Here is a 26,274-nt window from a genome sequence, read left to right as displayed (position 1 = left end):
CACTACCTGGGCTGGCGTCGCCGGCCCAGCACCTTGCGCACCACATAGCGAGGTCGGTGCTTGGTCTCCTGGTAGATGCGCCCGACGTACTCGCCCAGGATGCCAATGCCGATCAGTTGCACGCCGCCCAGGAACAGGATCGCGGCCATCAGCGACGGATACCCTGGCAAGTCGTTGCCGAACGCCAGCTTGTCGATCACCAAAAACGCCGCATACAGCAGCGCTAGCAACGACACGCCTGTGCCGATATAGGTCCATAAGCGCAGCGGCACGGTACTGAACGAAGTGATGCCGTCCAGTGCCAGGTTCCACAACCGCCAGAAGCCGAACTTGCTGTTGCCAGCCGTGCGTGGCGGGCGGTCGTACTCGATGATCTCGGTACGAAAACCCACCCACGACAGTACCCCCTTCATGAACAGCTGCTGCTCAGGCAACTGGCGGATCGCCGCGACCACCTTGCGGTCGAGCAAACGGAAGTCACCGACGTTCTCCTCAATATGGGTGGAGGCGATGCGGTTGTGCAGGCGGTAGTACAAGCGCGCAGTGAAGCGCTTGAACGGGGTGTCGGTGGCGCGGCTGCGGCGCTTGGCCAGCACTACGTCGGCACCGTCCTGCCAGCGCTCGACCATCTGCGCGATGAGTTCGATGGGGTCTTGCAGGTCCACATCGATGGGCACCACGGCATCGCCGTCGGCGTATTCGAGCCCGGCGAACAGCGCCGACTCCTTGCCAAAATTGCGCGAAAAGTTGATCACCGTGACCCACTCGTCACGCTGCGCCAGTGAAGCGCAAATGGCCTCGCTTTCATCATCGCTGCCATCGTTGACGAACAGGATCTCCACGGTCATGCCTTGTAAGCTGGGCTCCTCGCGCACCGCGCGATAGAACGCCTCGACGGTGGCCTGTTCGTTGAACAGCGGCACGATCAGGGTAATGTTCATGGCAGCCTCCGTTTGAACACGACAGTGTGTGAGTAGGCGTAGCCCAACACCAGGCTCAACCCCGAGAAGCTCAGCAAGGTCAGCCAGGGCGACAGCCCGGTACGGTCGGCCACTGCGCCGACGCCCAGGCTCAAGGCCCCCATGCCGAGCACGAACGCCAGGTAACGCCAGCGGTTGGGGGGCACGAGGAAGGTGTAGCGCGCATTCAGGTAGTAAGACAGGCTGGCCGCCAGCATGAACGCCAGCAAGTTGCTCGGCGCCTGGTTCAGGCCCAGCTCCAGGTGCGCCGCCAGGAACGCCAGCCAGTGGACCAGGGTGTTGGCGATACCGACCGTCGCGAACCGGGTAAACCGCTTGAAACTCACCATCCGACATCAACCCCAGCCTGCGGCACCTTCATCAGCACGTAGGCGTTGCCATGCGCCTGGTAGATCGAGAAGAACCGGCTCGAAACCACCGGTTCATCCTTCACTCCCAGCGCCTGCCACTGCTCGAACGCGAAGTCATGCGCGTGCACCACGCCAAACCGGGCGAGCAATTCAGGCTGCATCAGGTAATTGATGTTGAGCACATAACGCAACGCCGGCATGGCACGAAACGCGCCCTCGGCGGCCGGCAGCCACTGGTCGCGCGAGCGGGCTTTGCTCCCGACCACATAAATGGCCTGCGCGCTGGCCAATGCCGGCACGCGCATGAACTGTTCAGCGACAGAAGCCGCAAGCGACTGGTGCAGTTCTTTCTGCAAGACCAGTACCCGCCCATAAGCGAAGGCAAACGACAGCAGGAACAGGCATGGCAGCGCCAACAGCCAGGTTGGGCGCGCGGGCAGCTGCACCAGCGCCCGGTGCGCCAGCAAGCCGATCATGACCGCGAAGGGCCCGAACCCCATCAACATACGGGCGCCGTCATCGAACAAGGCGAACAGGAACATCAAGCCGTACACCAGCAGCCCGCCCCCCACCACCGCCAGCAACAGCACGCTGATCAGCCCAACCCTGTGCCACCCTGGCAGCGCTCTGCAGGCAAGCCAATGCACGTCCCTACCAAGGGCCAGCGCCGCCAGGCCCAACAGCGGCAGGAAAACCCAAAGGGTGCCGGGAGTCGCCAGCAGTTGCACATGGCCGGCGATCACCTCCAGCCGATGCAGCATCTCTGGCAGCCAGTGGCTATCGAACGCCAGCAAGTCCGTGCGCGGCACACTGATCAACGGATAGGCCGTGAGGCGGTAGAGCAGCGCCCCCGCGAGCAACTGCGCCAGCCGCCAGCCCAGTAGCCGCAAGCTCTGCCCAAGGCTCGCCCCGCCCTGGATCGCACGGATCACCTCGACGCAGCACAACCCTGCGAAGACGTTGATGCTCAGTTGGTAGAAGCCCGCGGCGACTGCCACCCACACCGCGCCAACCAGCAATTGCCGCACGCTTCCGACCCGCTGGGTGACGGCCCAGATGCTGCAAGCCAGCGCAAGCGCCATGGCGGCGCCATCATATTGGTAGGACAGGTTCTGCAAGAAGAAAGGGTTGAGCCACAGCGGCAAGACCACCAGAACGCCCGCCAGTGTGGGGCGCTCGAAATAATGCTTGGCAAGGTCTGCCAGGGCGCGCGCCGCCAGCAGCGTGGCCAACAGCAAGGGCAATGGGAACAGATTGACGGCGCCAGCGCTGAAGCCAAGCCCCGAATACAGCCAGTCCGTCAGCACCCGGCCTTGCGCCGACCAGGCACTACCGGCCTGCTCGGCGCGCCACAGGTCATCCATGTACGGATAATCGGCCAGGATCAACGGCAGGACGTAAATCCCCATCACCAGCAGGCAGACACACCAAGTCTGGCGTGGCGCAAGGGGTTTGTTGCAACGATACCAACGCAGCATGAGATCAACCTGGCAGGCCCAACACCTGGCCAAGTCTAGTCAGCCGCGCGGCATCGTCACCTCTCACTTTTACCAGTGCCAGGTGACGCAACGCCGTCAGCGGGTGAGCGCAGGCCGGCCCAAGACAGCCGCCTTGGGTTTGCGAAACACCAGCACATTGCCCGCCATCACGGCCACCAGACCGAGCAGGGCCGGTGCCGTCCACTGATAGCCTTCGGCAAACGCCGAGACGTTCAGCGCAACCAGCGGGAACAGTACCGTGCAATAGGCAGCCCGCTCCGGGCCCATGCGCCCGACCAGGGTCAGGTACGCGGTGAAGCCGATCACCGAGCCTGGGATCACCAGGTACAGCAGCGAGCCGATGTAGCGGGTGTTCCACTCCATGGCGAACGGAATCCCGCTGAGCAGGCAGTACAACGCCAGCATCGCGGCGCCGTAGGCCATGCCCCAGGCGTTGGTGGTCATCGGCTTGAGCCCGGCCTTTTGCTGCACGCTGGAGAGCATGTTACCGGCCGAGAAACACAACGTCCCGAGCAGCGCCAGCCCCAGGCCGTAGAGGGTTTCGCGGCTGGCGGCGTGGTGGCTGAGTTCGGGCCAGAACAGCAGCCCCAGCCCAAGCAGGCCCATGGCGCCGCCGCCGAGTACGTTGGCAGCAATCTTCTGGCCGAAGAAAATCCGTGCGTTCAGCGCGTTCCACAGGGTTGCGGTGGAGAACACCACGGCGATCAGGCCGGTGGCGACCCACTGGCTGGCAGTCAGAAAACACATGAAATTCACGCAGAACAGGCACAACCCCTGGGCCAGGCATACCAGATGGCCACGCCGGCTCATCGGCTGCAAGCGCCGGGTGAGCAGCAGGATGGCGAACAGGATCAGCGCCGCCAGGGCAAAGCGGTAGGCGATCGACACAGGGATGGCGACCACGCCCAGTTGCAGCTTGAGGGCGATCCAGGTGGTGCCCCAGATAAGTACGGTGAGCAGGTAGAGCGACAGGTTCATGGGGGGGCTCCTCGGGACGTTCAGATTCGGTGCCCGGCGCTTCGCGGGTAAACCCGCTCCCACAGGGGGCAGCACTCGCCAGGGCCTGCATTGTTCTTCCTGGCGACGGTCACGCGCTTGCACAAACTTGCGCTTTTGCGCACCCGGCAGCTGTCACCCGGGCAACGGCGCAGTAGGATAGGCACCAGAGGACCTGCCCATGCCCGCACTCGACCACCTGCACGTTTTCAATGCCATGCACGCCTCACCCAACGCCCGGCTGGAGCTGAGCGCGCACCTGGGCGACGGGCTGGCGGCGGCGTTGTGGAACAACCGCGACGATGCGCGCGACTACCAGGCGCCCAGCCACCACACCTTGTCGTGTTATATCGCCGATGGCACCGGCACCTTCCGCCGCCAGAAACCTGCGGACAAGGGCGCCCCGGACAAGTTGTGCATCATGCCCGCGGGCCATGAATCGAATTGGGTGATCAACGGGTCGATCCGCCTCGCCCACCTATACGTGGGCGAGGCGCAGTTCGCCTTGGGTTGCACGCGCCTGCTGGATCGCGAACCACGCGAGATGCAGTTGCACGAGGCGACCTTCATCGACGACCCGCGCCAGGCCGTGCGCTTTCGCCAGTTGATCGCCCTGGATTGGGCCGAGCCCGGCGAACGCCTGCTGGCCAGCAGCCTGGCCCACGCGATCATCGATCATGCCGTGCTGCACCAGGCCGGACTGCGTCAGGGGCTCAAGCTCAAGGGCGGGCTGGCGCCACACCAGCGCCGGCAACTGGTGGATTACCTCGAAGCCAACCTCGACCAACCGCTGACCCTCGGCGAGCTGGCGCTGCGCTGCAACCTGTCCGAGTACCACTTTGCGCGGATGTTCCGCACCAGCTTCGGCCTGCCGCCGCACCAATACCTGCTGGCGCGTCGTCTGCATAGGGCCTGCCAGCTGTTGCGCCTGGGCCAGCTACCGCTGGGGCAGGTGGCACTGCTGTGCGGGTTCGCCAGTGCCAGCCATTTCAGCAACCGTTTCCGCCAGGCGATGGGGGCGACGCCTGGGGAATACCGCGCCGCCTTCGTCGACAGCTGAACACGCGCCACCTGGAGCAGCCTCGTGCCGCGAAAGCGCCGCGCAGCGGCCCCAGGATTTCAGCCACGGCACATACCGTTGGGGCTGCTGTGCAGCCCTTTCGCGGCACAAGGCCGCGCCTACACAGGTAGCGTTAGAACTCGACGGTGCTCGACAGGCTCACCTGCCGCGCATCGCCCACCGCCACGAAGTAGCGGTTCACCGCCGAGGTGTAATACACCTTGTCGAACAGGTTCTTTACGTTCAACTGAAAGCGTACCTTGTGCGCGTCGAACTTGGTTTCATAGCTGGCGAACGCATCGGCCACGGTGTACCCCGGCAGGTCGAAATCGTTCGTGGCGTTGCCCGCGCGCGTGCCTGCATAGCGGGCTCCGGCGCCCAGGCGCAGGTTGTCGCCACCGAACAGGCTGCCGTAGTCGTAGACCGCCGACAGCGAGGCGCTGTGCTTGGCCACGTTCTGCAGACGATTGCCTTGGTATGTGGGGTCTTCGGTCACGTGGGCGTCGGTGTAGGCATAGGCGCCGATCAGGCTCCAGCGTTCGCTGAGCTGGCCGCTCAGGTCCAGCTCCAGCCCCCGCGAACGCACCTTGCCGGCAGCACTGTAGATGATGGTGCCCGCCGAGTTGTCGCCGTCGGCCACCAGCACATTGCGCTTCTCGATATCGAACAATGCCAAGGTGCCGGTGATCGCGCCTGGCACGTCGAGCTTGGCGCCCACCTCCCAGGCCTTGCCTTGTTCCGGGGCGATGGCCGAGTCGAGGGTGAGGGTCTGGTTCATGCCGATGCTGATCGGCGCGATGGTCGAGTTGGGCTTGAACGACTCGCTGTAGCTGCCATAGAACGACAACTGCTCGTCCACCTTGTACACCAGGCCCGCATGCGGCACCCAGGCCTGATCGCTGGTATCGGTGTTGGCCTTGAACGGCCGGTCGCGCCCGGCGTACTGGTCGTACTTCTGCAAGCGCGCACCGGCGACCAGGATCCAGTGGTCATCCAGGTGCCAGGCGTCTTGCAGGAACAACGAGTCGGTCCGTAGCTTGTCGGTCTGGTCGCTGTCACTGGCACGCACATTGGTGCCTTCGACTTCCTGGCCGTACACCGGGTTCTCGTAGCTGAAGATCGAGCGTGCAGTCTGGCGGATCAGGTCGCCCCGAAACACCTTGCGGTCCTCGTGATCGACACCCATCAATAGCTCATGGCGCATGCCGGCCAGTTCCACGTTGCCGGCCAGGCTGAAGGTGGCGAACTGGTCGCGGCTCATGGCATTGTGGGTGCCGTCCATGCTCCGGCTGAGGGTGCCGGCCACCTCGTTCACGCCTGTGATCCGCACCTGGCTGGCGTCATAGGTTTCGCGGTTGAAGCTGTAGCCGAAGTGCGCTTTCCAGTCGTTGCTCAGTGTGTGGTCGACTTCCAGGCGGTACAGGTCCGAGCGCCCTTCCATGTTATTGAACGGCTCATCCAGGCGCCGGGTGGCCGGGATATGCAGTGGATGGCCGGTGGCACCAAAAGCGGTACCCCGGTCGAACGGAGAGAGGAACTCTCGGTGCTCGTAGGCCAGCACCACCTGGGTGTCCTCGCCGAGCCAGGCCAGCGACGGCGCCACCAGCGATTCACGCTGGGTGCCGAAGTTACGCCAGTAGTCTTCGTCTTCGTGATCGACAATCAGGCGATAAGCCAAGTTGCTGTCACCCAGCGCGCCGGTACTGTCCAGGCCACCGCCGCTGCCGTTCTTGCCGCTGCCGTAGGTCGAGCCGCGCACGGTCAGGGCGTTGTATTGCTCCAGTTGCGGGCGCTTGCTGACCACGTTGATCACCCCGCCCGGGTCCTGGATGCCATACAGCAGCGAAGCCGGGCCCTTGAGCACCTCCACGCGCTCGGTACTGGCGTTCAGCGCGCGCCCCTGCACGATAGGCATGCCATCGCGCATGATCGAGCCGTCGCGGTTATCGCCAAAGCCGCGCTTCATCACGGTATCGGCGGTGCCACCGAAGTTGTTGCCCTGGGTGATGCCACTGACGTTGTACAGCGCATCGTCCAGGTGACGCGGGGCTTGGTCGCGGATGACCTGGGCCGGCACCACGTTGATCGCATGGGGAATTTCCAGGGTCGGGCCTTGGCCGCGCATGATCGAGGCACTGGCCGGGGGCTGGTAGCTGTAGTCATCGAGCTGCGAGGTGACGGTAATGGCTTGCAGGCTCAGGGCGCCTTGGCTGTCGGCCTGCTCCAGGGTCAGGGTGCGGGCGTCGAGGCGGCGCCAGAGCAAACCGGAACCGCCCAGCAGCTGTTGCAGTGCCTGCTCGGCGCTGAAGGTGCCATTGAGCGCCGGGGCTTGCAGGTCTGGCAGCGCCAGGGTGTAGACCACACTTTGCCCGGTGCTGCGGCTGAAGGCGTTGAGCGCCTGGGCCAGCGGCTGGCTCGGCTGGGCGAACGCATAGGCCTGGCTCTGCTGCGCGGCGACCGCCTGGGGGGCCATGGGCAAGACAGACAGGGTGCTGAGGCCGAACCAGAGCGGGACGCAACGCGGGGTGAAGTTCATGGACGCTGACCTGTGAGAGAGACCGATATTTGCGAATGAATCGCACTTTCACTCACTACACGGATGCCGCGCAAAAGTACCTCACTGTTTTTTGAAATTTTTTTTGCAGCCCTGCCGATCCATACGTCAGCGCAATACCGTCAGCCGCCCCAGCAGCGTCTGGCGCTCGAAGCCCAGCACCTGGCCCAGCGAGTCCAGCGCCGCCAGGGGCTCGTCCACCGGGAAGCTGCCGCTGACCGTGCGCTGCGCCAGGGCGGCGTCAAGCAGCACGATGCGTCCTGGGTAGTAACGACGCAGATCCTCGACCACCTGAGCCAACGGCACCTGGTAGTAGTTCAACCACCCCTGGCGCCAGGCCAGACGGCTTTCGCTGTCGACCTTGCCGATGCCACTCGCCACGCCATCGGCGTACAGCACCTGCTGGTCGGCGGTGAGTTCGCACGGCGCAGCGCCTTTCACCGGCGTGACCGCCACACGCCCGCTGCGCACGGTAACCTGGGTGCTGGGGCCTTGTTCGCGCACCTCGAACTGGGTGCCAAGCACGCGTACCTCGCCATCGTTGGCCTGGACCACGAACGGCTCGCCGGTATGCGTCACCTCGAAAAACACCGCGCCGCGTAACAGGCGCACGCGGCGCTGGCCATGCTCGAAATCCACGGCAATCGCCGTACCCGCATCCAGGGTCAACTGCGATTGATCGGCCAGGGTCACCCGGCGCGGCTGCTCACTGCTGGTGTAGTCGGCGCGCAAGTCCTGCAACCAGAACTGCGGCTGCCAACCTGCCGCCGTGCCCAAGGCCAGCACTAGACACGCGGCCACCGCGAAGCGCCGCCAGTGCGCCGGGCGGGCCGGACGCTGGAGCGCATCGAGGTAGCGCTGCAGGCTGGCCTGTTCTTCGGCGGCTAGGCGCGCGGCGGGGGCTTCGCTCAACTGCCACAAGGCTTGAGCCTCGGCATACGCGCGTCGATGCGCCGAGTCCTGCAACAGCCAGCGCTTGAAGGCCGCCGGCTCGGCCTGGCCGACCTGTTGCTGGTTCAGGCTTAGCCAGCGCAGGGCGGCCCGGGACTGTTCGGCAGTGATCGCAGGCTCATGGCTCATCGGCGGGTACTCCCTGACTGGCGCGATGCAGAGGCGGGCTCGGCGACGCTCGCCTTGCACGCTTCGAGGGCGCGCATCATATGCTTTTCCACGGCACTCTGGGACACCTGCATGGCCTTGGCGATCTCGGCGTAGGTGCAGCCGTGGATGCGGCTGAGCAGGAAGATCTGCCGGGTGCGTTCGGGCAGGGCACGCAGCGCGGCTTCGATGCGTAGCAGGTCGTGGTCCACCTCCAGGGCCTGTTCGGGTGCCTGTCCCGTAGGCGCCTCATCGGTGTTGTGCAGGCCTTCGGCAACCCGATCGCGGCTGCCTTCGCTGCGCAAGTAATCGATGGCTAGGTTGCTGGCACTGCGCAGCAGGTAGGTGTCGAGGGCTTCGACCTTGACCTCGGGTCTGCGCCAAAAACGCAGGAACAGGTCCTGCACCAGGTCCGAGGCCGTGGCGCGACAGCCGATGCGCCGGCTGACCAGCGCTTCCATGCGCGCCCGCTGGGCCAGGAACACCTGTACGAAACGCGCCCGCCCGGCGTCGCTGTCGCTCACATCCCCCGGCTCGCTCACCGCCTACCCCCACACCGCCAGCAACGGCCCGAGCAGCAAGCTGACAGCGGCCAGCCTGAGCAACAGGCGCGGCTGATAAGGCAGGCCGAACACCCACAGGATGACGCCGGCCATCAGCACGGCGGTCCATTCCACCAATCCCGATGCCCAGCCACGCACCTGCACCGCCAGCACCAGCGACAACACCAGCAACGCCCAACCGGCCAGGCGCAGCCCATGCCGTTGAACAGCCGTGGGCTTGCGTGCGAGCAACGCGCTGAAGTGCTTTTCCATGGCCAGGCACAGGCCGACGAAACCGGCATACCCCATCAGGGCGACCCCCAACATCAGTGCACCTCCACGCAATCAGCGCCAGCCTTGGTCGTCCGAGGTGCGCATTTGGCCACAACCTTCGCGGCGCGCAGCATCTTGCTGGCCGCCCAGGCCAGCAATAGACCGACGCCCAATGCAGTCAGGTCGAAACCGGCCATCACCCAGTCGCCCAGGGCGATGGCGTGATTCAGGCCATGTGCGGTGGTGACCGCGTTGAGCAACGGCAACCCGCCGAACGCCAGCGCGCCCAGCGCCAACTGCTCGCCCCAGGCCCGCCGCCCCGGGCGCAACATCGCGTGCAGCAATGCCAGCGCCCAAACGCAGAAGAAGCTGTTGATTTCCCAGTCAGCGCGGCCCTCCAGCGTCACCGGCAACAGTCGGTTGGCCCAGAAGAACGCCGCCACGCCCAGCAGCAGGCCGCTCATGCTGGCGATGTTGAGCACCTCGACCAGGCGCAGTTCGCCGGGCATGTGCCCGCTCTTGGCGTGCTTGAGCTGGCGCTTGCCCAGCCACATCACCAGGCCCGTGCCGATCAGCGCAGTACCGGCAATGCCAAAGGCGAAGTACAGCCAGCGGAGCCAGGGGCCGGCGAAGTTGCCCATGTGCAAGCCGGCAAAGGTGAACGAGGTCATCATCGCCGCGCTCTCTGGCGCGCCCTGCTGCAACAGCGCCCCCGTGCGGCCGTCGAAGGTCCAGTTGGCGCTGCGCCGGTAGGCGACATCGTCGGCGCTGGCGCGCACCAGCGTGACCCGGGCGTTGCTGTCGCCGGGATTGTGCACCTGGATCGAGCCAATCCGCGCCCCCGGCGCCATGGCCTGCACCTTGGCGTAAAGCTCAGGCAGTGGCACCAGCGGCGCCGCCACACCGGCCATCGCGGGGGCTTGGTCACGCCCGAACAGATCGCTGAAGTAACGCTCATTGTCGCCGTAGCTGGCCAGGATGCCGGCCGGCATCACCAGGTACATGAACAGCACCAGGCTGCTGTAGCTGATCATCAGGTGAAACGGCAGCACCAGAACGCCAATGGCGTTGTGGCCGTCGAGCCAGGAGCGCTGGCCCTTGCCTGGGCGGAAAGTGAAGAACTCCTTGAAGATCTTCTTGTGGGTGATGATCCCGGTAACCAAGCCCAGCAGCATGACGAAGGCGCACAGTGTCGCCAGCCAGCGGCCCCAGGGATAGGGCATTTGCAGTTCGAAGTGAAAGCGATAGAAGAACTCGCCGCCACGGCTGTCGCGGGCCACCACTTCCTGGCCGCTGGCGGCATCCAGCTGCTTGTTGACGAACCCGCGCCGGCCACCGGCATTCGGGTCGCGCCAGCCGACACGCAGGGCCACCTCGCGTTCGTTGGGCAGGCGGATGAACCAGTTGCGCGAATGCCCGGCGTTGTCTTGCAGGTAGCGCTGGGCCAGGCCCAGGCTGGCCACGGGATCGAGCGGATGGGCCTGGATTTCCGGCTGGCTCCAATGGCTGATCTCTTCCTTGAAGTAGGTCAGCGTCCCGGTCAGGAAGATGGCGAACAGCAGCCAGCCGAAGAGCAGGCCGGTCCAGGTGTGCAGCCAGGCCATGGCCTGGCGGAAGCCTTCTTTCATCCGTTGTTCATCCAGTAGGCCACGGCGTTGATCGCCCCCAGCACCACACTCGGCAGCAGCACTCCCAGCCAAGCCCGCCAGGCGCTGCGGCAGGCGAAGCACCAGAGGAAGGCCAACACCCAGAACACGAACGACAGCAGCATGCCGGTCAGCGCGGCATCGACCTGGGCCATGGGTAACAGCAGCGCGCCGGCCACGCTGACCAACGCAGCCAACAGGTAGCCGCCCAGCGAGGCAGCCAGGCAGCGCGAAGCCACCGCCAGGCGATAGCTCAGGGAAAGTCCGGCGGCGTTGCGGGTCATGGCGCAGGTCCGGGGAAAGGGGTTGCAATAATAATGATTTGGATTCTCATAAGCAAAGTTTGGCGGATGTGCGGGAGCGGTATCGAAGCGTGGAGCGCCTCCGGCACTTGACGACCAGGGGCTGCACCCGTGGGGCCCGGCATGCGAAAGGTCGATTGCCGGAGGTCGAGCGCCTGAATATAATGCGAACAATTCTTAATTCCAGTTGCGCCAGGCGGCGCTGGAGTGGCATCGGTGTCAAGCGCCCTTTCTTCCACTGTCGAAGGCCTCTATCTGGCCCATCACACCTGGCTCACCGGCTGGCTGCGGCGGCGCCTGGACTGCCCGCAGAGCGCCGCCGATCTGGCCCAGGACACTTACGTGCGCCTGCTCCAGGCCCGCGAGGCACCGCAACTGGTCGAACCCCGCGCGTTCCTCACCACGGTGGCCAAGCGGGTGCTGTGCAATCACTTTCGCCGCCAGGCGCTCGAACGCGCCTACCTCGAGGCCCTGGCCCAAGTCCCGGAGCACCTGGCCCCGAGCGAAGAAGACAAGGCCCTGATTCTCGAAACCCTGTTCGAACTGGATCGCCTGCTCGATGGCCTGGCGCCACGGGTCAAGCGCGCCTTCCTGCTGGCCCAGATCGACGGTCTGGGCCATACCGAGATCGCGCGGGAACTGGGCATCTCGCTGGCCACGGTCAAGCGCTATCTGCACAAAGCGGCTCTACGCTGCTACTTCGCCCTATGAACACCACCTTTTCCCCTCAGATCGCCCAACAAGCCGTGCACTGGCTGATCGAATCGCAAGGCGATGACTTCGACCAGCAGCAACGCCAAGCTCTGGAGCATTGGCTACAAGCCGACAGCGAACATCAACGCGCCTGGGCCCACATCCAGCACGTCAACCAACGCCTGCACAGCGTCGCCGCGCCAGTGCTGCATGCCGCCTTGCAGGCCCCGCCCTCCCCGGCTCGACGCCAGGCGCTCAAAGCGCTGCTATTGGTGGGCATCGCCAGCGCCACCGGGCTTGGCCTGCAACCGCACAACCCGCTGCCGGGGCTGATGGCCGACTACCGCAGCGCGGTCGGCCAGCGCCGTCGCCTGAGCCTGGAAGACGGCAGCCAGTTGTATCTGAATACCCGTAGCGCTGCTGACGTGCGCTTCGATGCTAGCCAGCGCCTAGTGCGGCTGGAGGAAGGCGAACTGCTGTTGGATGCGCTCAACGATACGCGTCCACTGCACCTGCGCACGGCCGAAGGCGAACTGCGTCTGGGCAACGGGCGGGTCAACGTGCGCCAGTTCGACGGTTTCAGCCTGGTCTCGGTGTTCAGTGGCAGTGTCAGCGTGGCCGGGCAATCGCTGTTGGCCGGCCACCAGGCGCGCTTCGCCCGCGGCAGTTGGCAGGCTATCGCCCCCCTGGACCCGAACCGCGCGGCGTGGGTGGATGGCATGCTGGTGGTCTCGCAGATGCGCCTGGGCGACTTCATCGCCGAGCTGTCGCGCTATCGCCTGGGCCAATTGGGATGCAGCGAGCGCGTTGCCGACCTGCGGATTTCCGGCTCCTACCCCCTGGACGACAGCGAACGCATCCTGGCGATGCTCGAAGTGGCGCTACCGGTCAAAGTGCGCCGCTTCACGCGTTACTGGGTATCGGTCGACTCGGCTACCGGGTGACCTTGGGCCAGGGCCGGAATTATTTTTTCAAAAGCCTGAGCCATTTTCCAAACCTCGCGTGACAGAGAAGGCAGAACCCCTTCTCACAGGACCTTCGTCACATGCCTCTGCGCCCCAGCAGCCTCGCCTGCGCCCTGCTGTTCGTCGCCCCCTTCGCCCTAGCGGGCGAAGCCCGCGACTACCACATCGCCCCTGGCAACCTGGAACAGGCCCTCAACCAGTTCGGCCGCGAGAGTGGCGCATTGATTTCCTTCGGCTCGGCCGTGACCCAGGGCCTGAACAGCCCAGGCATCGAAGGCCAGTACGACACTGCCCAAGGCCTTGAGGCACTGCTGCGCGGCAGCGGCCTGCAAGCTCGCCAGGAAGCCGATAACGCCTACAGCCTGCAACCGATGCAGGCGTCGGCGCCAGGTGCTGCCGTAGAGCTGGGCGCATCCAGCGTGGTCGGCGACTGGCTGGCCGAAGCACGCCAGGACAACGTTTTCGAGCACCCCGGCGCACGCGATGTGGTACGCCGGGAGGAGTTCGAGCGCAGCGGCGCAAGCTCGGCGCGCGAGGTGCTCAACCGCATCCCTGGGGTAAACGCCCCGGAAAACAATGGCACCGGCAGCCACGACTTGGCGCTGAACTTTGGCATCCGCGGTCTCAACCCACGCCTGGCCTCGCGCTCCACGGTGCTGATGGACGGCATCCCGGTGCCCTTCGCCCCGTATGGTCAGCCGCAGCTATCGCTAGCGCCGATCAGCCTGGGCAACATGGATGCGGTGGATGTGGTGCGTGGCGGCGGCGCGGTACGCTACGGCCCGCAGAACGTCGGCGGTATCGTCAACTTCGTGACTCGCGCCATCCCCGAGGAGGCGACGCTCAGGGCGGCGATGCAGAACCAGATCAGCCCCTCGTCCAGCCACGACGGCTTCAAGAACAGCGCCAACCTGCTGGTGGGCGGCACCAACGATAACGGCCTGGGCGGCGCGCTGCTGTACTCCGGCACCCGTGGCGGTGACTGGCGCGAACACAGCGACACGCAGATCGACGACTTGATTCTCAAGGGCAAGCTGCAACTCGACGAGGCCAACAGCCTGCACGCCATGGCCCAGTACTACGAGGGCGAGGCCGAAATGCCTGGTGGCCTGAGCCGCGCCGACTTCGACGCCGACCCGTACCAGTCGACCCGTCTCAAGGACAAGTTCTGGGGCCGCCGCACGCTGTTCAACTTCGGCTACGACTACAAACAGGATGACCGCCAGTTCAGCGTCAACAGCTTCTTCACCAAAACCCTGCGCAGCGGCTACCTCGACCAAGGCAGTTTCGTCTCGCTGTCGCCGCGCGAATACTGGGTACGCGGTATCGAAACCCGCTTCTCGCAAGGCCTGGCCCTGGGCGAGAGCTGGCACGAGTTGGGGGTGGGCTACCGCTACGTCAACGAGGCCGGCCACGAACTGCGCTACCGCGAACCCACTACCGCCAACCAACTGCCCACCACCGACAGTCGCAACGACCGCGACACCCGCGGCAGCACCGAGGCCCATGCGATCTACCTGGACGACCGCATCGATATCGGCCGCTGGACGATCACCCCAGGTATTCGCTACGAGATGATCGACACCGCGCAGAACAACGCCCTCAACGGCCAGCGCTACCAAGGCAGCTACAACACCGCGCTGCCGGCACTGAACGTGATGTACCACCTGACCGACACCTGGAACCTGTATGCCAACACCGAAGGCTCGTTCGGCAGCGTGCAGTACAGCCAGATGCCCAATCGGGTCAGCAGTGGCGAGGTGAAACCAGAAAAAGCGCGCACCTGGGAAATCGGCACGCGCTATGACAATGGCGACTTGCAGGCGGAGATCGGCGCGTTTCTCATTAATTTCGATAACCAGTACGAAAGCAACCAAACCAATGATTCGGTGATCGCGCGCGGCGAAACCCGTCATCAGGGTATCGAGACCAGCGTGCGCTACGCACTCGACGGTTTGAGCCCGGCGCTGACAGGTTTCGATGTGCACGCCAGCTACGCCTTCGTCGACGCCAGCATCCGCGAGGACGGGCCGAACAAAGGCAATCAGGTGCCATTCTCCTCGCGCCACAAGGGCACACTGGGGGTCGGCTACACCGAGGGCCCGTGGCAGTTGAACCTGGACACCAGCTTCCAAAGCAGCCAGTACGCCGACAACGCCAACACCGCAGCCGAAAGCGCCGACGGCAGCACCGGGCGCATCCCCGGCTACCTGCTGGTCAGCACCCGCGCCGGCTACGACTTCGGCCCAGAGCTTTCCAACCTGAAGGTTGCGGTGGGGGTGAAGAACCTGTTCAACCGCGAGTACTACACCCGCTCGTTCGACGACAACAACAAGGGCAAGTACGTGGGTGAGCCACGTACGCTCTACGTGCAGACCTCGGTGGCGTTCTGACCGATCGTGGGGCTGCCTGGCAGCCCCACTGCCCATTACATATTTATTTTCAAATTGGACTTGAAATCCGTCTCCAGTTGCCTGACCTTAGAGTCAAGAGGCGCAGAAAGACCAACGCCCTCAGTGGCTTGGAAGCGTCTCCTGCGAGCAAGCTGAATAAGGATTGAAGTCATGCAAATCCAGGTCAACAGCAGCAACCAGATCCAGGGCAACGTCCGCTTGAACGAGTGGGTCAGCAGCATCCTGCACAGCAACCTCGAACGCTACGAGGACGACCTTACCCGCATCGAAGTCCACTTGCGCGACGACAACGGCGCCAAACCCGGCCCGCACGACAAACGCTGCCAGATGGAGGCTCGCCCCAAAGGCCACCAGCCGATTTCCGTGACCCACACCGCCACGTCGCTGGATCAGGCAGTGGACGGTGCCGCCAGCAAGCTCAACCATGCGCTGGAACATTTCTACGGCAAACTGCGTAGCAAGCGCGGTGCACTGGAGCTTAGCGACCCCGAGGCCTGAGCTTCGCCAACCCGCCCAACGCCCGGCCTTGTGCCGGGCGTTTTCGTTTTCACCGATCAACGGGGCTGAACCAACCCGGCCTGCCCCCGGTCAATCGCTGCAGTCATTCATTGCAGAGCTTGCGTATGAACAACCCTTTCGACCGCATCAGCGAAGCCTTCGCGCCCGAATACCGGGTCAACCTGAGCATCGAGCGCCTGGATGGCAGCATCATGCTGACCCTATCCGATGACAGTGGCGTGGTGGCCAAGCGTCTGATCAGTCAGGCCCAGCGCAACGATCCGGTGCGCCTGCAACGGGTCATCGACAGTATCCGCCTGGGCCTGGCCATCGAGCTAGGCCAGAACCCGCTGCAAGTGCTTGCCGCGCTGACACGCGACCCGCAGCACAGCCCACGCTTGGCGGTCTAACGGCAAACCGGCGCAGCGCTCAGCGGCGCGCCCGCAACATCTGCCCCACAAAACGCTCGACATCGGGCAAGCGTAGACCGCCTACCCGCAAGGCCGGGTCGAACGTTCCGGGTTCGTGGAACACGCCGTACAGGCCTTGATCATAGGTAGGCTCCACACCCTGATCGAGGTGATGCAGCGCCTCATCGAGCAGCGAGCGAGACATCACCACCGCTTCGTCGATCACATTGTCGATTTGATTGATGTATACCGCCTCGGGGTCGATACCCAGCGGCTGGAAGGTTTCGTTCAGATGCGCGAGGACCATTTCGGGATGGGGATACATAGTGTCTCCTGGCCGCAGCAGGGCTCACGACACCTGTCGCGATGAAACCCCGCTGCCAGCGGCCATTGAACAGCCACGCTCGCCTGCAAGTGCACTACCTATTCACCACCTCACTTGCTCTCATCGACTTGCTTGCCGTTGGCGTCCAGCACCTTGGTCGAGGGGTAGCGGTACGAGGCATAGCGCACCACCAAGATGGCGAACGCCAGCAACAGAATACCGCCACACACGTACAGAAGGCCCACGTCAGGGGCCTTGTGGTGCGAGACATCGCCGATCAGCAGGCGGGTCAGCGCGGTGATGGCCACATACAGCAGAAAGCGGATCGGCATATGGTTGGTCTTGAAGTAGATCCCCACCATCGCCCCAAGCTCCAGGTAGATGAACAGCAGCAGGATGTCATCGACACTGATCCCGCCCTTGCTCAGCATGTCGATGAAGGTCGCCACGGCCGCATAGGCAGTGATCGCGCCAATCCCGAACAACGCCAGGTAGTGGAAGGCCTCCACGCACAGATTACCCAGCGAGTCGGCCGAGCCGTGCAGGCCCTTGCGCAGTTTGTCTGCCCATTTTGTGTTCACGATGTTCGATTCCCCGATACGACAGAAGGATGATGAATGGCGTACATGACGCTTGTGCCATGCAGTTAAAGGGCCAAGCCCCCTGCCTTGGAAGATGGCCGATTGCCGCAGGACACCTGTGTGCCAGGCTGTTTTTCTGCACAGATGGCCATCATGGTGGTTGCACTGCGATGGCTTGCCCATGTACTGTATAAAAACACAGTCAAAGACCCCAACCAGCAAAAAGGCACAGAGGTGATGAATGGCCGTCGAAGTGGTGTACCGCAGCAGCCGCGACCCGGAGCGCTTGTTCATGGATAAGGCCGAAGCAGACCGTCACGACAAGATGCTCGAACTGGCCGAACGCCTGGCCGAAGTGCTGCATAAGGCCGTGCCGTCGTTGAGCGAGCAACAGGTCGAGGAAGCGGGGATCTACATGGCCAAGAACCGCGATGTGTTCGCGCGGGCGTTCAAGAGCCAGCCGGATGCACTGGCAGAACTGCTCGAAGGTGACGCGGCACAGTGATTACCCTGGGCAGGCCAGGCCTGCCATCAAGGCAGCAGGCCGCTCACCCGTACAGCAAGCGCTCGGCCAGCATTTGCGCCACCCGTGCCGGTGAACGCTTTTCAGCCTGCGCATGCGCGAACACTTCGGTCAAACGGCTGGGGATACGCGCGAGGTGGGCGGTTATGGTGCCAAGGTCCGCGCCACGGTGGGTCAGCGCCACATAAATCAACCCACCGGCATTGATCACATAGTCCGGCGCATACAAGATGCCGCGCTTCTCCAACTGATCAGCCACCTGCAACTGAGTCAATTGATGATTCGCCGCACCGGCTACCGCCGCACAACGTAGCTGCATCACGCTCTGGCCATTGAGTACCGGTCCCACGCCGCAAGGCGCGAAAATATCGCATGGGGTACTGGTCAGCGCCTCATTGGCCACCGGTTGAGCGCCAAATTGCTCCACGGCAAGGCGCACCTTGCCAGCGTCCAGATCACTCACCAGCAGCTCGGCCCCCGCCGCATGCAGCTGTTCGGCCAGGGCATATCCCACATTGCCCAAGCCCTGGACCGCGACCCGCAAACCTTCGAGATTGTCGCTGCCCAGGCGGGCCATCGAGGTTGCGCGTATGCCGGCGAACACGCCCATTGCCGCATGCGGTGAAGGATCGCCCGAGGCCGTGGTGCTGGTGACATGCGGAGTCGATTGGGCGATGCAGTCCATGTCCTGCGTCGAGGTGCCGCTGTCCACTGCCGTGATGAAACGCCCTTGCAAGCTGTCGACAAAACGCCCGAAGGCTTCGAACAACGCGGCGCGGTTCTCGACATGCGCATTGCGCATGATCACCGCCTTGCCACCGCCCAGCGCCAACCCGGCCAACGCGGCCTTGTAGCTCATGCCCTGGGCGAGATGGATGGCATCGTTTACCGCGCTTTCATCATCGGCATACGGCAGGTAGCGGCAACCACCCAGCGCAGGTCCCAGCTGGTCACTGTGGATCGCCACTACGGCCTTCAACCCGGTCGGCGGGTCGATGAACAGATGCAGCGACTGGGTGCGGGTACTTTGCATGAGCGCGAACATCGACGTGCTCCCCGGAAGGTGCTGCATCCAGTATAGGCACGCGCCGGTCGAGCGCGGACTGGGCAGACCACTGGACGAAAACCTGCACTGGGGCTAAAAGTACAAGCGTGACGGAGAGTCCCCATGAACCCACGCCAAGCCTGCCTGGCCTGCCTGGATCGCGAGCCGGTCGCCCTGCTGGAAGCGGCGCTGTGCATCGCCACCGAGCATGACCGCAGCGTCGACCTCAGCGCCTGCCTCAACCAAGTGCACGCCTTGCAACGCGAGATCAGTACCCGCCTGCCCATGCTGCCCCTGAGCGAGCTGGCCCAACCATTGCTGCGCCAGCTCAATGCCTTGGGCTTCCAGCAGGACGAGTACCTGCCACTGCGCCCGCAAGCGGCATTGATGGACAAAGTGCTGCAACGCCGCCGTGGCCAACCGCTGGTGCTGGCCATCCTGGCGATGGAGTTGGCGCAACGCCTGTCGATTCCACTGGAAGGGGTCAACTTCCCCGGACACTTCCTGCTGCGCGTGCCCGGCGCCGATCACTTGCTCGATCCCTGTGGCGGGCGCCGCCTATACCCTGCCGACTGCCGTGAACTGCTGGCCCGCCAGTACGGCGCAAAGATGCAGTTGAGCGCCGAGCACATGCGCAGCGCCAGCGCGCGGCAGATGCTCCAACGCCTGTCACGTAACCTGCGCCAGTTGCACAGCAGTAACGACAACGCCCTGGCCGCGCTGGTGGACGCCGAGCGGGTCATGCAGTTGGGGCCGGTGCAGGTCAGCGACTACCTGGCCCGCGCCACCCTGTACCAGCAGCTCGAATGCCCCCAGGCCGAACGTTTCGACCTGGAGCATGCGTTACTGCTCACTGACGACCCAGCGCAGCGGGTGAAACTGAGCGAGCGCCTCGGACAACTGCCGTCGGACAAGCGCTCGCTTCACTGAACCGGTGCATCCGCCTGGCGTGCAGGATGCGCTTGGGCGAAGGCCGGATGCACCTCGGCCAGGGCCACGACCCGGCGAATACGCGGATAGTCGCTCATGTCGACGTTGAAGCGCTGAGCCGCATACACCTGCGGAATCAGATAGACATCCGCCAGCCCCGGCGCGTCGCCAAAGCAGAAGCCCTGGTCACCGATCAACTGCTCCACCGCCGCCAGTCCCAGGCCAATCCAGTGGCTGATCCACTGGTTGACCTGCCCCTCAGCATGCCCCCACTGACGCAGTTGGTTGAGCACGCTGACGTTGTGCAGTGGGTGCACGTCGCAACCGATGATCGCCGCCACACCGCGTACCTTGGCCCGTGCCTCGCTGCGGCTTGGCAGCAGCGCAGGCTGGGGATACACCTCTTCGAGGTACTCGATGATCGCCGGCGATTGCAGCAGCCGCTCACCGCTGTCCAGACGCAACGCCGGCACGCGCCCCTGGGGGTTGAACGCCACGTAGTCGGCCGCGTGCTGCTCGCCTTTGAGCAGATTCACCGGCACTGCCTGGTAATCCAGGCCTTTGAGCGCCAGGGCGATGCGCACCCGGTACGATGAGGTGGAACGGTAATAGCCGAACAGCTCCATCGCCCTGCCCTCCTCAGTTCGCCGCGACGACCGTGCCGCGACACTCGCCAAAGCCGATGCTGGCCACCCCTTCACGCACGCAACGGGCGCGCAGGATGATCTCGTCGCCGTCTTCGAGGAACCTGCGTACCTCGCCACTGGCCAGCTCGACCGGATGCTTGCCGCCTTCGGTGATCTCCAGCAGGCTGCCGAACGAATCGGCGCTGGCACCGGACAAGGTGCCGGAACCGAACAAGTCGCCCGGCTGCAACGCGCAGCCATTGACACTGTGGTGGGCGATCAACTGCGCCACGGTCCAGTACATGTTCAAGGTATTGCTCAATCCCAGGCGGTGCGCGGGCAGTTGCTGCTCGCGCATGCGCGCGGTCAGCAGCAGCACCTCCAACTCGATGTCGAAGGCGCCGTTGGCCTGATCACGGGCATCGAGCAGGTAGGGCAACGGCTGCGGGTCCCCGTCGGGACGCGGTGGCTGGGCGCAACGGAACGGCGCCAGCGCCTCGGCAGTCACCACCCAGGGGGACAGGCTAGTGATGAAGCTCTTAGACAGAAACGGGCCGAGCGGCTGGTATTCCCACGCCTGGATATCCCGCGCCGACCAATCGTTGAGCAGGCACAGGCCAGCCAGGTGCGTGTCAGCCTCGCCAATCGGGATGGCCTGACCCATCTCATTGCCCTGGCCAATCCAGATCCCCAGTTCCAGTTCATAGTCCAGCCGCGCGCACGGGCCGAAGCTTGGCTCGCTCTGCCCGGCAGGCAAGGTCTGGCCCTTGGGACGGCGTACGTCGGTGCCTGACGGACGCAAGGTGGAAGCGCGGCCATGGTAGCCGATGGGCACGTACTTGTAGTTGGGCAACAAGGGGTTGTCCGGGCGGAACAGCTTGCCGACGTTGGTCGCGTGCTGGATGCCCACGTAGAAATCGGTGTAGTCGCCGACCTTGGCCGGCAGGTGCATGTGGCATTCGCTGGCCAGGTACAACAGCGGCGCCAGCACCTGCTGGTGCTCGCTGTCCTCGCCAAGCAACGCCAGCAGACGTTCGCGCAACGCGACGCGGGCCGGACGGCCGAGCGCGAAGAAGGCATTCAGCGCACCGCCTCGGGTGGCTTCGGCGGCGGCCTTGGCGGCACCGTCGAACAGGCCAGCGGCCAGCACGGCCTCGATATCCAGGATGGCCTCACCAATGGCCACGCCACAACGCGGTGCCTGCCCCGGACGGCTGAAGATGCCGAGCGGCAGGTTCTGCAGCGGAAAGTCGCGGTGCCCGTTGGCGTGCGTAACCCAGCTAAGGGCAAGGGGTGTGGGGGTCATCGGTCATCTCCAGTTCGGGTTGAAGGTGCTCGGCAGGCTCGCCCAGCAACTGTCGTAATCGGCTTGCAACTGTGGGCTGTCCAAAGCCTGCTGACTCGCACGCAACACCTGGCTGGTCTCGAACATGAAGGCCATGGTGTTGTCGATCTTGTGCGGTGCGAGGTCGGCGGCGATGGCCTTGTCGCACGTTTCGGCGTCCGGGCCGTGGGCACTCATCACGCCATGCAACGAGGCGCCGCCCGGCAGGAAACCTTCGGCCTTGGCATCGTAGGCGCCCTGGATCAGGCCCATGAACTCGTTCATCAGGTTGCGGTGGAACCACGGTGGCCGGAACGTGTTCTCGGCCACCATCCAGCGCGGCGGGAAGATCACGAAATCCATGTTGGCCAGGCCATGCACACTGCTGGGTGAGGTCAACACGGTGAAAATCGACGGATCGGGATGGTCGAAGCTGACCGTGCCAAGGGTGTTGAAACGGCGCAGGTCGTACTTGTACGGCACGTTGCTGCCATGCCAGGCGACCACGTCCAAGGGCGAGTGCGACAACTCGCAAGCCCAGTGCTCGCCCAAAAACTTCTGCACCAGTTGCACAGGGCCGCTGGCCTCTTCGTAGTGGGCGACAGGGGTGAGGAAATCGCGCGGGTTGGCCAGGCCGTTGCTGCCGATCGGGCCCAGGTCTGGCAGGCGCAGCGGCGCGCCATGGTTCTCGGCGAGGTAGCCACGCGCCTGGCTGTCGAGCAACTCCACACGAAACTTCATGCCCCGAGGGATTACCGCAATCTCCAGCGGCTCGACCTGCAGCACCCCCAGTTCGGTCGCGATGCGCAGGCGACCGTGCTCCGGCACCAGCAGCAACTCGCCATCGGCGTTGAAGAACACCCGCTGCATCGAACGATTGGCCCGGTAGATGTACACGCTTACGCCAGCCGGCTTGTCCGCCGGGGCGTTGGCCACCATCGGCACCCAGCCTTCGATGAAGTCGGTGGGTTCGGCCGGCATGGGTTGCGGATTCCAGCGCAGGCGATTGGGGTTGGCAGGCCCCAGGGCGCCGCTCAGGGGCTGATGGGCCAGGCGCTCGAAACGCGGGTGCAGCGCCGAGGGGCGAATGCGGTACAGCCAGGTGCGTCGCAATTCGCTGCGGGCGATGGTGAATGCGGTGCCCGAGAGCAGTTCGGCGTATAGGCCGTAGGGCGCCTTTTGTGGCGAGTTCTGCCCCACCGGCAGGGCGCCGGGCAGGGCTTCGCTGGCAAATTCGTTGCCAAAGCCGCTCAGGTAGGCGAGTTCACAAGGGGTACTGCGGGTCATCGGTGCCTCCGGGCTGCGGGGAGCCTCTGCGGGCAGCTGGCTGCAAAGCCCAACCCTGTACAACCCCGAATGGGCCCAGGCTGGCAGCGCGTCTGCATTGTTTTTATCGTAATCAGATTACGAATAACGTAATTTGCTCCCACGTGGGCGTCAAGCTATAAAGGCGCCAACCCGAAACATCCCACACAGAAGTTCACCATGAGCAAAGCCAGCAGCAGCGCCGACAACGGCAAACAGAAGGTCCGCTCGGCGGAAGTCGGCACCGACATCCTCAAGGCCCTGGCCGAACTCTCGCCGTCCACTTCGCTGTCGCGTCTGGCCGAGCACGTCGACATGCCGGCCAGCAAGGTGCACCGCTACCTGCAAGCGTTGATCGCCAGCGGCTTCGCTGAACAGGACCCGGCCACCAACCATTACGGCCTGGGCCGAGAGGCGCTGCGCGTGGGCATGGCGGCGCTGGGCAGCATCGATGTGCTGAAAGTCGCCGCGCTGCCGCTGTCGGCGTTGCGCGACGCCCTCAACGAAAGCTGCTTCATCGCCGTGTGGGGTAACCAGGGCGCAACCGTGGTGAGCATCGAGCCTGCGGTGCGCGCGGTGACGGTGGTGACGCAGATTGGCTCGGTACTGCCACTGCTGAGTTCGTCCACCGGCCTGGTGTTCGCAGCGCACCTGCCGGAGCGCGAAACCGCCGAGCTGAAAGCGCGCGAGTTGGCGGCCATGGCTCAGCGTGCCGAGCACTATGCACCGCTGCTGGCCGAGATCCGCGCACGCGGCCTGCACCATGTACATGGCTTGCTGATGCCAGGGGTCGATGCCCTGTCGGCGCCGGTATTCAATGCCATGGGGCAGATTGCCGCGGTGATGACCGTGGTCGGGCCAACCTCGATCTTCCATGCCGACGCACACGGCCCGGCAGCCGAGCGCCTGCTGGCCGCCGCCCAGGCGGTCAGTTGGCGGATGGGATTTAGCGGCACCCCTTAGAAACCCTTACAAAGCATTACGCCTGTTGCGCAGCTGGAATGGCTATAGTCGCCGCCGCACTTTTACCCGAAACGTAAAGGTGAATGTCATGAGTAGGTATTTTTCCTACAGGATCAAGCGCTTATTCTGATCTCACTGGCCGGCACGAAGGGCATCTCCCCCTCGCCCTTCACGCCCGCCCAGGTTCACCGACGTTGATTTTGAAGCTCCTTGATCTAACGTCTCGATTGGCCGCTGCGTTTGCAGCGGCCTTTTTTATGCCTGTCGGCACACCTACGCATGGCGCTGTAGGTTCTCCATCATCTGCTGCAATGCCTGCACGCTGTCATCGGGGTGCACGGCGCCGTCGAAATCACCGATACGCGCCCAGTTCTGCGCCACCTGCTCCGGCGTGAAGCCTTCACGCGGATCGAACCCGACCCCCAGGCTGCGCTCCCAGCGCACCTTGCCCACCCAGCCGCCGCCGACCTCGAACAACGCGCCGCTGTCCTGGCACTGCTCGCTGCCCAGGTAGACCACCAGCGGGCTGACCAATTCGGGCTTAAGCCGCTCGAACACCTGTGCAGGAATCAAGCCCTCGGTCATGCGCGTACCGCCAGTCGGGGCAATGGCGTTGACCAAAATGCCGTGCCGGCGACCTTCGATGGCCAAGGTGCGGGTCAGCCCATAGAGGCCGAGCTTGGCCATGCTGTAGTTGGCTTGGCCGAAGTTGCCGTAGATACCCGAGGTCGAGGCGGTGAAAATCACCCGCCCCCAGTTCTGCGCACGCAGGTGTGGCCAAGCGGCATGGGTGACTTTGTAGGCGCCTTCGACATGCACCTGGTAGACCTGCTCCCAGTCGCTGTCGTCCATCTTGTGGAAGGTCTTGTCGCGCAGGATGCCAGCGTTGTTCACCAGCACATCGACACGCCCAAAGCTGTCCAGCGCCTGCTCGACGATACGCGCGCCATCGGTGACCGAGTCGTGGTTGGCCACGGCGGTGCCACCGGCCGCGCGGATCTCTTGTACCACCCGGTCGGCGGCCGATACGCTGGCGCCCTCGCCAAAGGTCGAGCCACCCAGGTCGTTGACCACCACCTGCGCGCCGTGCGCGGCGAACAGCAGCGCATGGGCCCGCCCCAGGCCACCACCGGCACCGGTGACCACCACCACTCGATCTTCAAGACGTACCGGTTCGCTCATCGACTGTGCTCCAGGCAAGGAAAGGATGCCTGGCAGTGTCCGCCAGCGACCACAAGCGGACAATCAAGCGCCACCCTGGCGAATGCCGGGTGATAACGCAGCGCGATGATCGCCGGGTCAGGACCAGGCGATTTTCTGCGGGATGTAGGCCAACGGCTGCTCGCGAAATGCCAGGTAGTGGCGCAGCACCTGCACCGGCGCCTCGGTGTGCGGGTAGTGGCCGATACCCTGCAACGCCACCGTATCCGCGCCCGGCACCGCCTGTTGGTAATGTTCGAGCATGTGCGCCCCTGACAGCGGATCGACCACGCCATTGATCAGGCGCAGCGGCACGCCATCGCGTTGCAGTGCACCGACCCAGCGCTCGCGCAGGGCAAAGCGCTCGTGCATGAAGTTGATCAGCTTGTGCATGATGCGAGAGCCGCGGTTGGCGGTGATCAGGCTCCACATGTCGTCCAGCGCACTCTCGCTGGGGTGGGTACAGGGCCCATACACCTGGCTGACATTGCGCACCAGATCGTCACGGCTGAACGAGCGCCCGACCAGCCAGCCTACGCGGCTGAGCAGCAGTTTCTGGATCAGCAACACCCGGCACAGTTCGGGAAACAGCCCACTGTTGAGGAACACGCAGCTGGCGATCTCCAGGCGCTGCTCGTGGTGCCGCGCGAGCAGTTCCTGGGCGACACTGGCGCCATAATCATGGGCCAGTAGGTGCACCGGCGCCTCGATGTTCAGGTGCGCCAGCAACGCCTGCTGCAGGTCGGCCTGCTCCAGCAGGCTGTAGTCGTGGTCTGCCGGCTTGGCCGAATCGCCAAAGCCGAGCATGTCGCAGGCCACCACGCGAAAGCGTTGGGTGAGCGGCCCCCACAGGTAGTGCCAATCCCAGCTGGCGGTGGGGAAACCGTGAAGCAATAGCAGTGGCTCTCCTTGCCCTGCTGTCCAGTATCGAATGCTCTGGCCCCGGAAGGTGAAACCCTGGCTCCGGGTGCGCCAGACGCACAGTGGAATTTCAGCCAGTGGCATCAGCGGTGTCCCGGTGTGTAAGTGTCGGAATAGGGCAAGGCTGCGTTCATTGCACGTTACCTCGGCACATGCGTGTGCTCTCTATGTCGAGGATCAGTCTAGAAGGCAATACAAAGGTATTAAGTTGCCTTGGCAGCCAGCCTAGTGACCGTGCGAGCCGGTGGCAC

General features: G+C 64.4%; 27 protein-coding genes. 9 read left to right on the top strand and 18 right to left on the bottom strand.

Annotated features, from left to right (window positions below; translation table 11 throughout):
* Positions 1-2 precede the first annotated feature (2 nt).
* The 4 genes from ACNFIC_RS16360 to ACNFIC_RS16345 all read right to left on the bottom strand — a co-directional run bounded on the left by ACNFIC_RS16360 (position 3) and on the right by ACNFIC_RS16345 (position 3,807).
* The gene (locus ACNFIC_RS16360) at positions 3-941 is read right to left on the bottom strand and encodes a glycosyltransferase family 2 protein (protein WP_416781434.1); all 939 of its coding nucleotides are present in this window, start codon (positions 939-941) and stop codon (positions 3-5) included.
* Positions 938-1,309 carry a GtrA family protein gene (locus ACNFIC_RS16355; RefSeq protein ID WP_138219791.1) on the bottom strand — a complete coding sequence of 124 codons (372 nt, stop codon included), beginning with the start codon at positions 1,307-1,309 and terminating at the stop codon, positions 938-940. Before ACNFIC_RS16355 ends, ACNFIC_RS16360 begins: the two co-directional genes overlap by 4 nt.
* The gene (locus ACNFIC_RS16350; RefSeq protein WP_416781433.1) at positions 1,303-2,808 is read right to left on the bottom strand and encodes a glucosyltransferase domain-containing protein; all 1,506 of its coding nucleotides are present in this window, start codon (positions 2,806-2,808) and stop codon (positions 1,303-1,305) included. The genes ACNFIC_RS16355 and ACNFIC_RS16350 overlap by 7 nt, the downstream gene beginning before the upstream one ends.
* Positions 2,809-2,904: 96 nt before the next feature.
* Positions 2,905-3,807: a DMT family transporter gene (locus tag ACNFIC_RS16345; protein ID WP_416781432.1), complete on the bottom strand. Its 903-nt coding sequence runs from the start codon at positions 3,805-3,807 to the stop codon at positions 2,905-2,907.
* Between the two features lie 199 nt (positions 3,808-4,006).
* On the opposite strand from ACNFIC_RS16345, the gene ACNFIC_RS16340 reads away from it, so the two are divergent.
* A complete protein-coding gene (locus ACNFIC_RS16340) occupies positions 4,007-4,885 on the top strand; it encodes a helix-turn-helix domain-containing protein (protein WP_138219785.1) in 879 nt (292 codons plus the stop codon).
* Between the two features lie 133 nt (positions 4,886-5,018).
* On the opposite strand, the gene ACNFIC_RS16335 is transcribed toward ACNFIC_RS16340, so the two are convergent.
* The 6 genes from ACNFIC_RS16335 to ACNFIC_RS16310 form a co-directional block, all read right to left on the bottom strand.
* Positions 5,019-7,421, bottom strand: a complete 2,403-nt coding sequence (locus ACNFIC_RS16335) for a TonB-dependent siderophore receptor (RefSeq protein ID WP_416781431.1) — start codon at positions 7,419-7,421, stop codon at positions 5,019-5,021.
* A 126-nt stretch (positions 7,422-7,547) separates the two neighbouring features.
* The gene (locus ACNFIC_RS16330) at positions 7,548-8,519 is read right to left on the bottom strand and encodes a FecR family protein (protein WP_416781430.1); all 972 of its coding nucleotides are present in this window, start codon (positions 8,517-8,519) and stop codon (positions 7,548-7,550) included.
* On the bottom strand, positions 8,516-9,079 hold the full coding sequence (locus ACNFIC_RS16325) for an RNA polymerase sigma factor (RefSeq protein ID WP_416781429.1): 564 nt from the start codon (positions 9,077-9,079) through the stop codon (positions 8,516-8,518). Before ACNFIC_RS16325 ends, ACNFIC_RS16330 begins: the two co-directional genes overlap by 4 nt.
* A 3-nt stretch (positions 9,080-9,082) precedes the next feature.
* The gene (locus ACNFIC_RS16320; protein ID WP_138219779.1) at positions 9,083-9,406 is read right to left on the bottom strand and encodes a DUF3325 domain-containing protein; all 324 of its coding nucleotides are present in this window, start codon (positions 9,404-9,406) and stop codon (positions 9,083-9,085) included.
* The gene (locus tag ACNFIC_RS16315; RefSeq protein ID WP_416781428.1) at positions 9,406-10,980 is read right to left on the bottom strand and encodes a PepSY-associated TM helix domain-containing protein; all 1,575 of its coding nucleotides are present in this window, start codon (positions 10,978-10,980) and stop codon (positions 9,406-9,408) included. Before ACNFIC_RS16315 ends, ACNFIC_RS16320 begins: the two co-directional genes overlap by 1 nt.
* A complete protein-coding gene (locus tag ACNFIC_RS16310) occupies positions 10,977-11,282 on the bottom strand; it encodes a DUF3649 domain-containing protein (RefSeq protein WP_138219775.1) in 306 nt (101 codons plus the stop codon). Before ACNFIC_RS16310 ends, ACNFIC_RS16315 begins: the two co-directional genes overlap by 4 nt.
* A 234-nt stretch (positions 11,283-11,516) precedes the next feature.
* Between ACNFIC_RS16310 and ACNFIC_RS16305 the strand changes: the two genes are divergently transcribed.
* The 5 genes from ACNFIC_RS16305 (at position 11,517) to ACNFIC_RS16285 (ending at position 16,280) form a co-directional block, all read left to right on the top strand.
* Positions 11,517-12,011: a sigma-70 family RNA polymerase sigma factor gene (locus ACNFIC_RS16305; RefSeq protein WP_138219773.1), complete on the top strand. Its 495-nt coding sequence runs from the start codon at positions 11,517-11,519 to the stop codon at positions 12,009-12,011.
* Positions 12,008-12,937 carry a FecR domain-containing protein gene (locus tag ACNFIC_RS16300; protein WP_416781427.1) on the top strand — a complete coding sequence of 310 codons (930 nt, stop codon included), beginning with the start codon at positions 12,008-12,010 and terminating at the stop codon, positions 12,935-12,937. Before ACNFIC_RS16305 ends, ACNFIC_RS16300 begins: the two co-directional genes overlap by 4 nt.
* A 101-nt stretch (positions 12,938-13,038) precedes the next feature.
* On the top strand, positions 13,039-15,351 hold the full coding sequence (gene fecA, locus ACNFIC_RS16295; protein ID WP_416781426.1) for a TonB-dependent Fe(3+) dicitrate receptor FecA: 2,313 nt from the start codon (positions 13,039-13,041) through the stop codon (positions 15,349-15,351).
* Positions 15,352-15,522: 171 nt separating this feature from the next.
* A complete protein-coding gene (locus ACNFIC_RS16290; protein WP_138219767.1) occupies positions 15,523-15,870 on the top strand; it encodes an HPF/RaiA family ribosome-associated protein in 348 nt (115 codons plus the stop codon).
* Between the two features lie 125 nt (positions 15,871-15,995).
* A complete protein-coding gene (locus ACNFIC_RS16285) occupies positions 15,996-16,280 on the top strand; it encodes a DUF3509 domain-containing protein (protein WP_138219765.1) in 285 nt (94 codons plus the stop codon).
* Between the two features lie 19 nt (positions 16,281-16,299).
* On the opposite strand, the gene ACNFIC_RS16280 is transcribed toward ACNFIC_RS16285, so the two are convergent.
* On the bottom strand, positions 16,300-16,605 hold the full coding sequence (locus ACNFIC_RS16280) for a hypothetical protein (RefSeq protein WP_138219763.1): 306 nt from the start codon (positions 16,603-16,605) through the stop codon (positions 16,300-16,302).
* Between the two features lie 110 nt (positions 16,606-16,715).
* A complete protein-coding gene (locus tag ACNFIC_RS16275; RefSeq protein WP_138219762.1) occupies positions 16,716-17,186 on the bottom strand; it encodes a phosphate-starvation-inducible protein PsiE in 471 nt (156 codons plus the stop codon).
* 241 nt (positions 17,187-17,427) lie between these two features.
* Between ACNFIC_RS16275 and ACNFIC_RS16270 the strand changes: the two genes are divergently transcribed.
* Positions 17,428-17,691 (top strand): YebG family protein, encoded by a 264-nt coding sequence (locus ACNFIC_RS16270; protein WP_138219761.1) that lies wholly within the window; start codon positions 17,428-17,430, stop codon positions 17,689-17,691.
* A 43-nt stretch (positions 17,692-17,734) separates the two neighbouring features.
* Here ACNFIC_RS16270 and ACNFIC_RS16265 read toward each other — a convergent pair whose 3' ends face one another.
* Positions 17,735-18,754: a Glu/Leu/Phe/Val dehydrogenase family protein gene (locus tag ACNFIC_RS16265; protein WP_138219760.1), complete on the bottom strand. Its 1,020-nt coding sequence runs from the start codon at positions 18,752-18,754 to the stop codon at positions 17,735-17,737.
* Positions 18,755-18,877: 123 nt separating this feature from the next.
* Here ACNFIC_RS16265 and ACNFIC_RS16260 point away from each other — a divergent pair, with 123 nt between their 5' ends.
* Positions 18,878-19,684, top strand: a complete 807-nt coding sequence (locus tag ACNFIC_RS16260; protein WP_138219759.1) for a SirB1 family protein — start codon at positions 18,878-18,880, stop codon at positions 19,682-19,684.
* Here the strand turns inward: ACNFIC_RS16260 and maiA are convergent.
* The 3 genes from maiA to hmgA are packed head-to-tail and all read right to left on the bottom strand — an operon-like array spanning position 19,678 to position 22,921.
* Complete coding sequence (gene maiA, locus ACNFIC_RS16255; RefSeq protein ID WP_138219758.1) at positions 19,678-20,310, bottom strand: maleylacetoacetate isomerase; 633 nt, start codon at positions 20,308-20,310, stop codon at positions 19,678-19,680. The two genes, ACNFIC_RS16260 and maiA, sit on opposite strands and share 7 nt — an antisense overlap.
* A 13-nt stretch (positions 20,311-20,323) precedes the next feature.
* Positions 20,324-21,616 carry a fumarylacetoacetase gene (fahA, locus tag ACNFIC_RS16250; RefSeq protein ID WP_416781425.1) on the bottom strand — a complete coding sequence of 431 codons (1,293 nt, stop codon included), beginning with the start codon at positions 21,614-21,616 and terminating at the stop codon, positions 20,324-20,326.
* Positions 21,617-21,619: 3 nt separating this feature from the next.
* On the bottom strand, positions 21,620-22,921 hold the full coding sequence (hmgA, locus tag ACNFIC_RS16245; RefSeq protein WP_416781424.1) for a homogentisate 1,2-dioxygenase: 1,302 nt from the start codon (positions 22,919-22,921) through the stop codon (positions 21,620-21,622).
* A gap of 198 nt (positions 22,922-23,119) precedes the next feature.
* Between hmgA and ACNFIC_RS16240 the strand changes: the two genes are divergently transcribed.
* Positions 23,120-23,902 carry an IclR family transcriptional regulator gene (locus ACNFIC_RS16240; protein WP_416781423.1) on the top strand — a complete coding sequence of 261 codons (783 nt, stop codon included), beginning with the start codon at positions 23,120-23,122 and terminating at the stop codon, positions 23,900-23,902.
* A 273-nt stretch (positions 23,903-24,175) separates the two neighbouring features.
* Here the strand turns inward: ACNFIC_RS16240 and ACNFIC_RS16235 are convergent, their stop codons facing one another.
* Positions 24,176-25,084, bottom strand: coding sequence for an SDR family oxidoreductase (locus tag ACNFIC_RS16235; protein ID WP_416781422.1), 909 nt, complete (start codon positions 25,082-25,084; stop codon positions 24,176-24,178).
* A 117-nt stretch (positions 25,085-25,201) separates the two neighbouring features.
* The gene (locus tag ACNFIC_RS16230) at positions 25,202-26,107 is read right to left on the bottom strand and encodes an alpha/beta fold hydrolase (RefSeq protein ID WP_138219753.1); all 906 of its coding nucleotides are present in this window, start codon (positions 26,105-26,107) and stop codon (positions 25,202-25,204) included.
* Positions 26,108-26,274: the final 167 nt, after the last annotated feature.

The sequence above is a fragment of the Pseudomonas sp. NY15463 genome (genome assembly GCF_048068415.1).
GTDB classification, from domain to species: Bacteria; Pseudomonadota; Gammaproteobacteria; order Pseudomonadales; family Pseudomonadaceae; genus Aquipseudomonas; species Aquipseudomonas mosselii_C.
This window is presented reverse-complemented; position numbering and strand designations above follow the sequence as displayed.

What these genes read in the sequence shown, in the direction of transcription:
- ACNFIC_RS16360 (WP_416781434.1), bottom strand. Translation starts at nt 941, where the DNA reads ATGAACATTACCCTGATCGTGCCGCTGTTCAACGAACAGGCCACCGTC.
- ACNFIC_RS16355 (WP_138219791.1), bottom strand. Translation starts at nt 1,309, where the DNA reads ATGGTGAGTTTCAAGCGGTTTACCCGGTTCGCGACGGTCGGTATCGCC.
- ACNFIC_RS16350 (WP_416781433.1), bottom strand. Translation starts at nt 2,808, where the DNA reads ATGCTGCGTTGGTATCGTTGCAACAAACCCCTTGCGCCACGCCAGACT.
- ACNFIC_RS16345 (WP_416781432.1), bottom strand. Translation starts at nt 3,807, where the DNA reads ATGAACCTGTCGCTCTACCTGCTCACCGTACTTATCTGGGGCACCACC.
- ACNFIC_RS16340 (WP_138219785.1), top strand. Translation starts at nt 4,007, where the DNA reads ATGCCCGCACTCGACCACCTGCACGTTTTCAATGCCATGCACGCCTCA.
- ACNFIC_RS16335 (WP_416781431.1), bottom strand. Translation starts at nt 7,421, where the DNA reads ATGAACTTCACCCCGCGTTGCGTCCCGCTCTGGTTCGGCCTCAGCACC.
- ACNFIC_RS16330 (WP_416781430.1), bottom strand. Translation starts at nt 8,519, where the DNA reads ATGAGCCATGAGCCTGCGATCACTGCCGAACAGTCCCGGGCCGCCCTG.
- ACNFIC_RS16320 (WP_138219779.1), bottom strand. Translation starts at nt 9,406, where the DNA reads ATGTTGGGGGTCGCCCTGATGGGGTATGCCGGTTTCGTCGGCCTGTGC.
- ACNFIC_RS16315 (WP_416781428.1), bottom strand. Translation starts at nt 10,980, where the DNA reads ATGAAAGAAGGCTTCCGCCAGGCCATGGCCTGGCTGCACACCTGGACC.
- ACNFIC_RS16310 (WP_138219775.1), bottom strand. Translation starts at nt 11,282, where the DNA reads ATGACCCGCAACGCCGCCGGACTTTCCCTGAGCTATCGCCTGGCGGTG.
- ACNFIC_RS16300 (WP_416781427.1), top strand. Translation starts at nt 12,008, where the DNA reads ATGAACACCACCTTTTCCCCTCAGATCGCCCAACAAGCCGTGCACTGG.
- fecA (WP_416781426.1), top strand. Translation starts at nt 13,039, where the DNA reads ATGCCTCTGCGCCCCAGCAGCCTCGCCTGCGCCCTGCTGTTCGTCGCC.
- ACNFIC_RS16290 (WP_138219767.1), top strand. Translation starts at nt 15,523, where the DNA reads ATGCAAATCCAGGTCAACAGCAGCAACCAGATCCAGGGCAACGTCCGC.
- ACNFIC_RS16285 (WP_138219765.1), top strand. Translation starts at nt 15,996, where the DNA reads ATGAACAACCCTTTCGACCGCATCAGCGAAGCCTTCGCGCCCGAATAC.
- ACNFIC_RS16280 (WP_138219763.1), bottom strand. Translation starts at nt 16,605, where the DNA reads ATGTATCCCCATCCCGAAATGGTCCTCGCGCATCTGAACGAAACCTTC.
- ACNFIC_RS16270 (WP_138219761.1), top strand. Translation starts at nt 17,428, where the DNA reads ATGGCCGTCGAAGTGGTGTACCGCAGCAGCCGCGACCCGGAGCGCTTG.
- ACNFIC_RS16265 (WP_138219760.1), bottom strand. Translation starts at nt 18,754, where the DNA reads ATGTTCGCGCTCATGCAAAGTACCCGCACCCAGTCGCTGCATCTGTTC.
- ACNFIC_RS16260 (WP_138219759.1), top strand. Translation starts at nt 18,878, where the DNA reads ATGAACCCACGCCAAGCCTGCCTGGCCTGCCTGGATCGCGAGCCGGTC.
- maiA (WP_138219758.1), bottom strand. Translation starts at nt 20,310, where the DNA reads ATGGAGCTGTTCGGCTATTACCGTTCCACCTCATCGTACCGGGTGCGC.
- fahA (WP_416781425.1), bottom strand. Translation starts at nt 21,616, where the DNA reads ATGACCCCCACACCCCTTGCCCTTAGCTGGGTTACGCACGCCAACGGG.
- hmgA (WP_416781424.1), bottom strand. Translation starts at nt 22,921, where the DNA reads ATGACCCGCAGTACCCCTTGTGAACTCGCCTACCTGAGCGGCTTTGGC.
- ACNFIC_RS16240 (WP_416781423.1), top strand. Translation starts at nt 23,120, where the DNA reads ATGAGCAAAGCCAGCAGCAGCGCCGACAACGGCAAACAGAAGGTCCGC.
- ACNFIC_RS16235 (WP_416781422.1), bottom strand. Translation starts at nt 25,084, where the DNA reads ATGAGCGAACCGGTACGTCTTGAAGATCGAGTGGTGGTGGTCACCGGT.
- ACNFIC_RS16230 (WP_138219753.1), bottom strand. Translation starts at nt 26,107, where the DNA reads ATGCCACTGGCTGAAATTCCACTGTGCGTCTGGCGCACCCGGAGCCAG.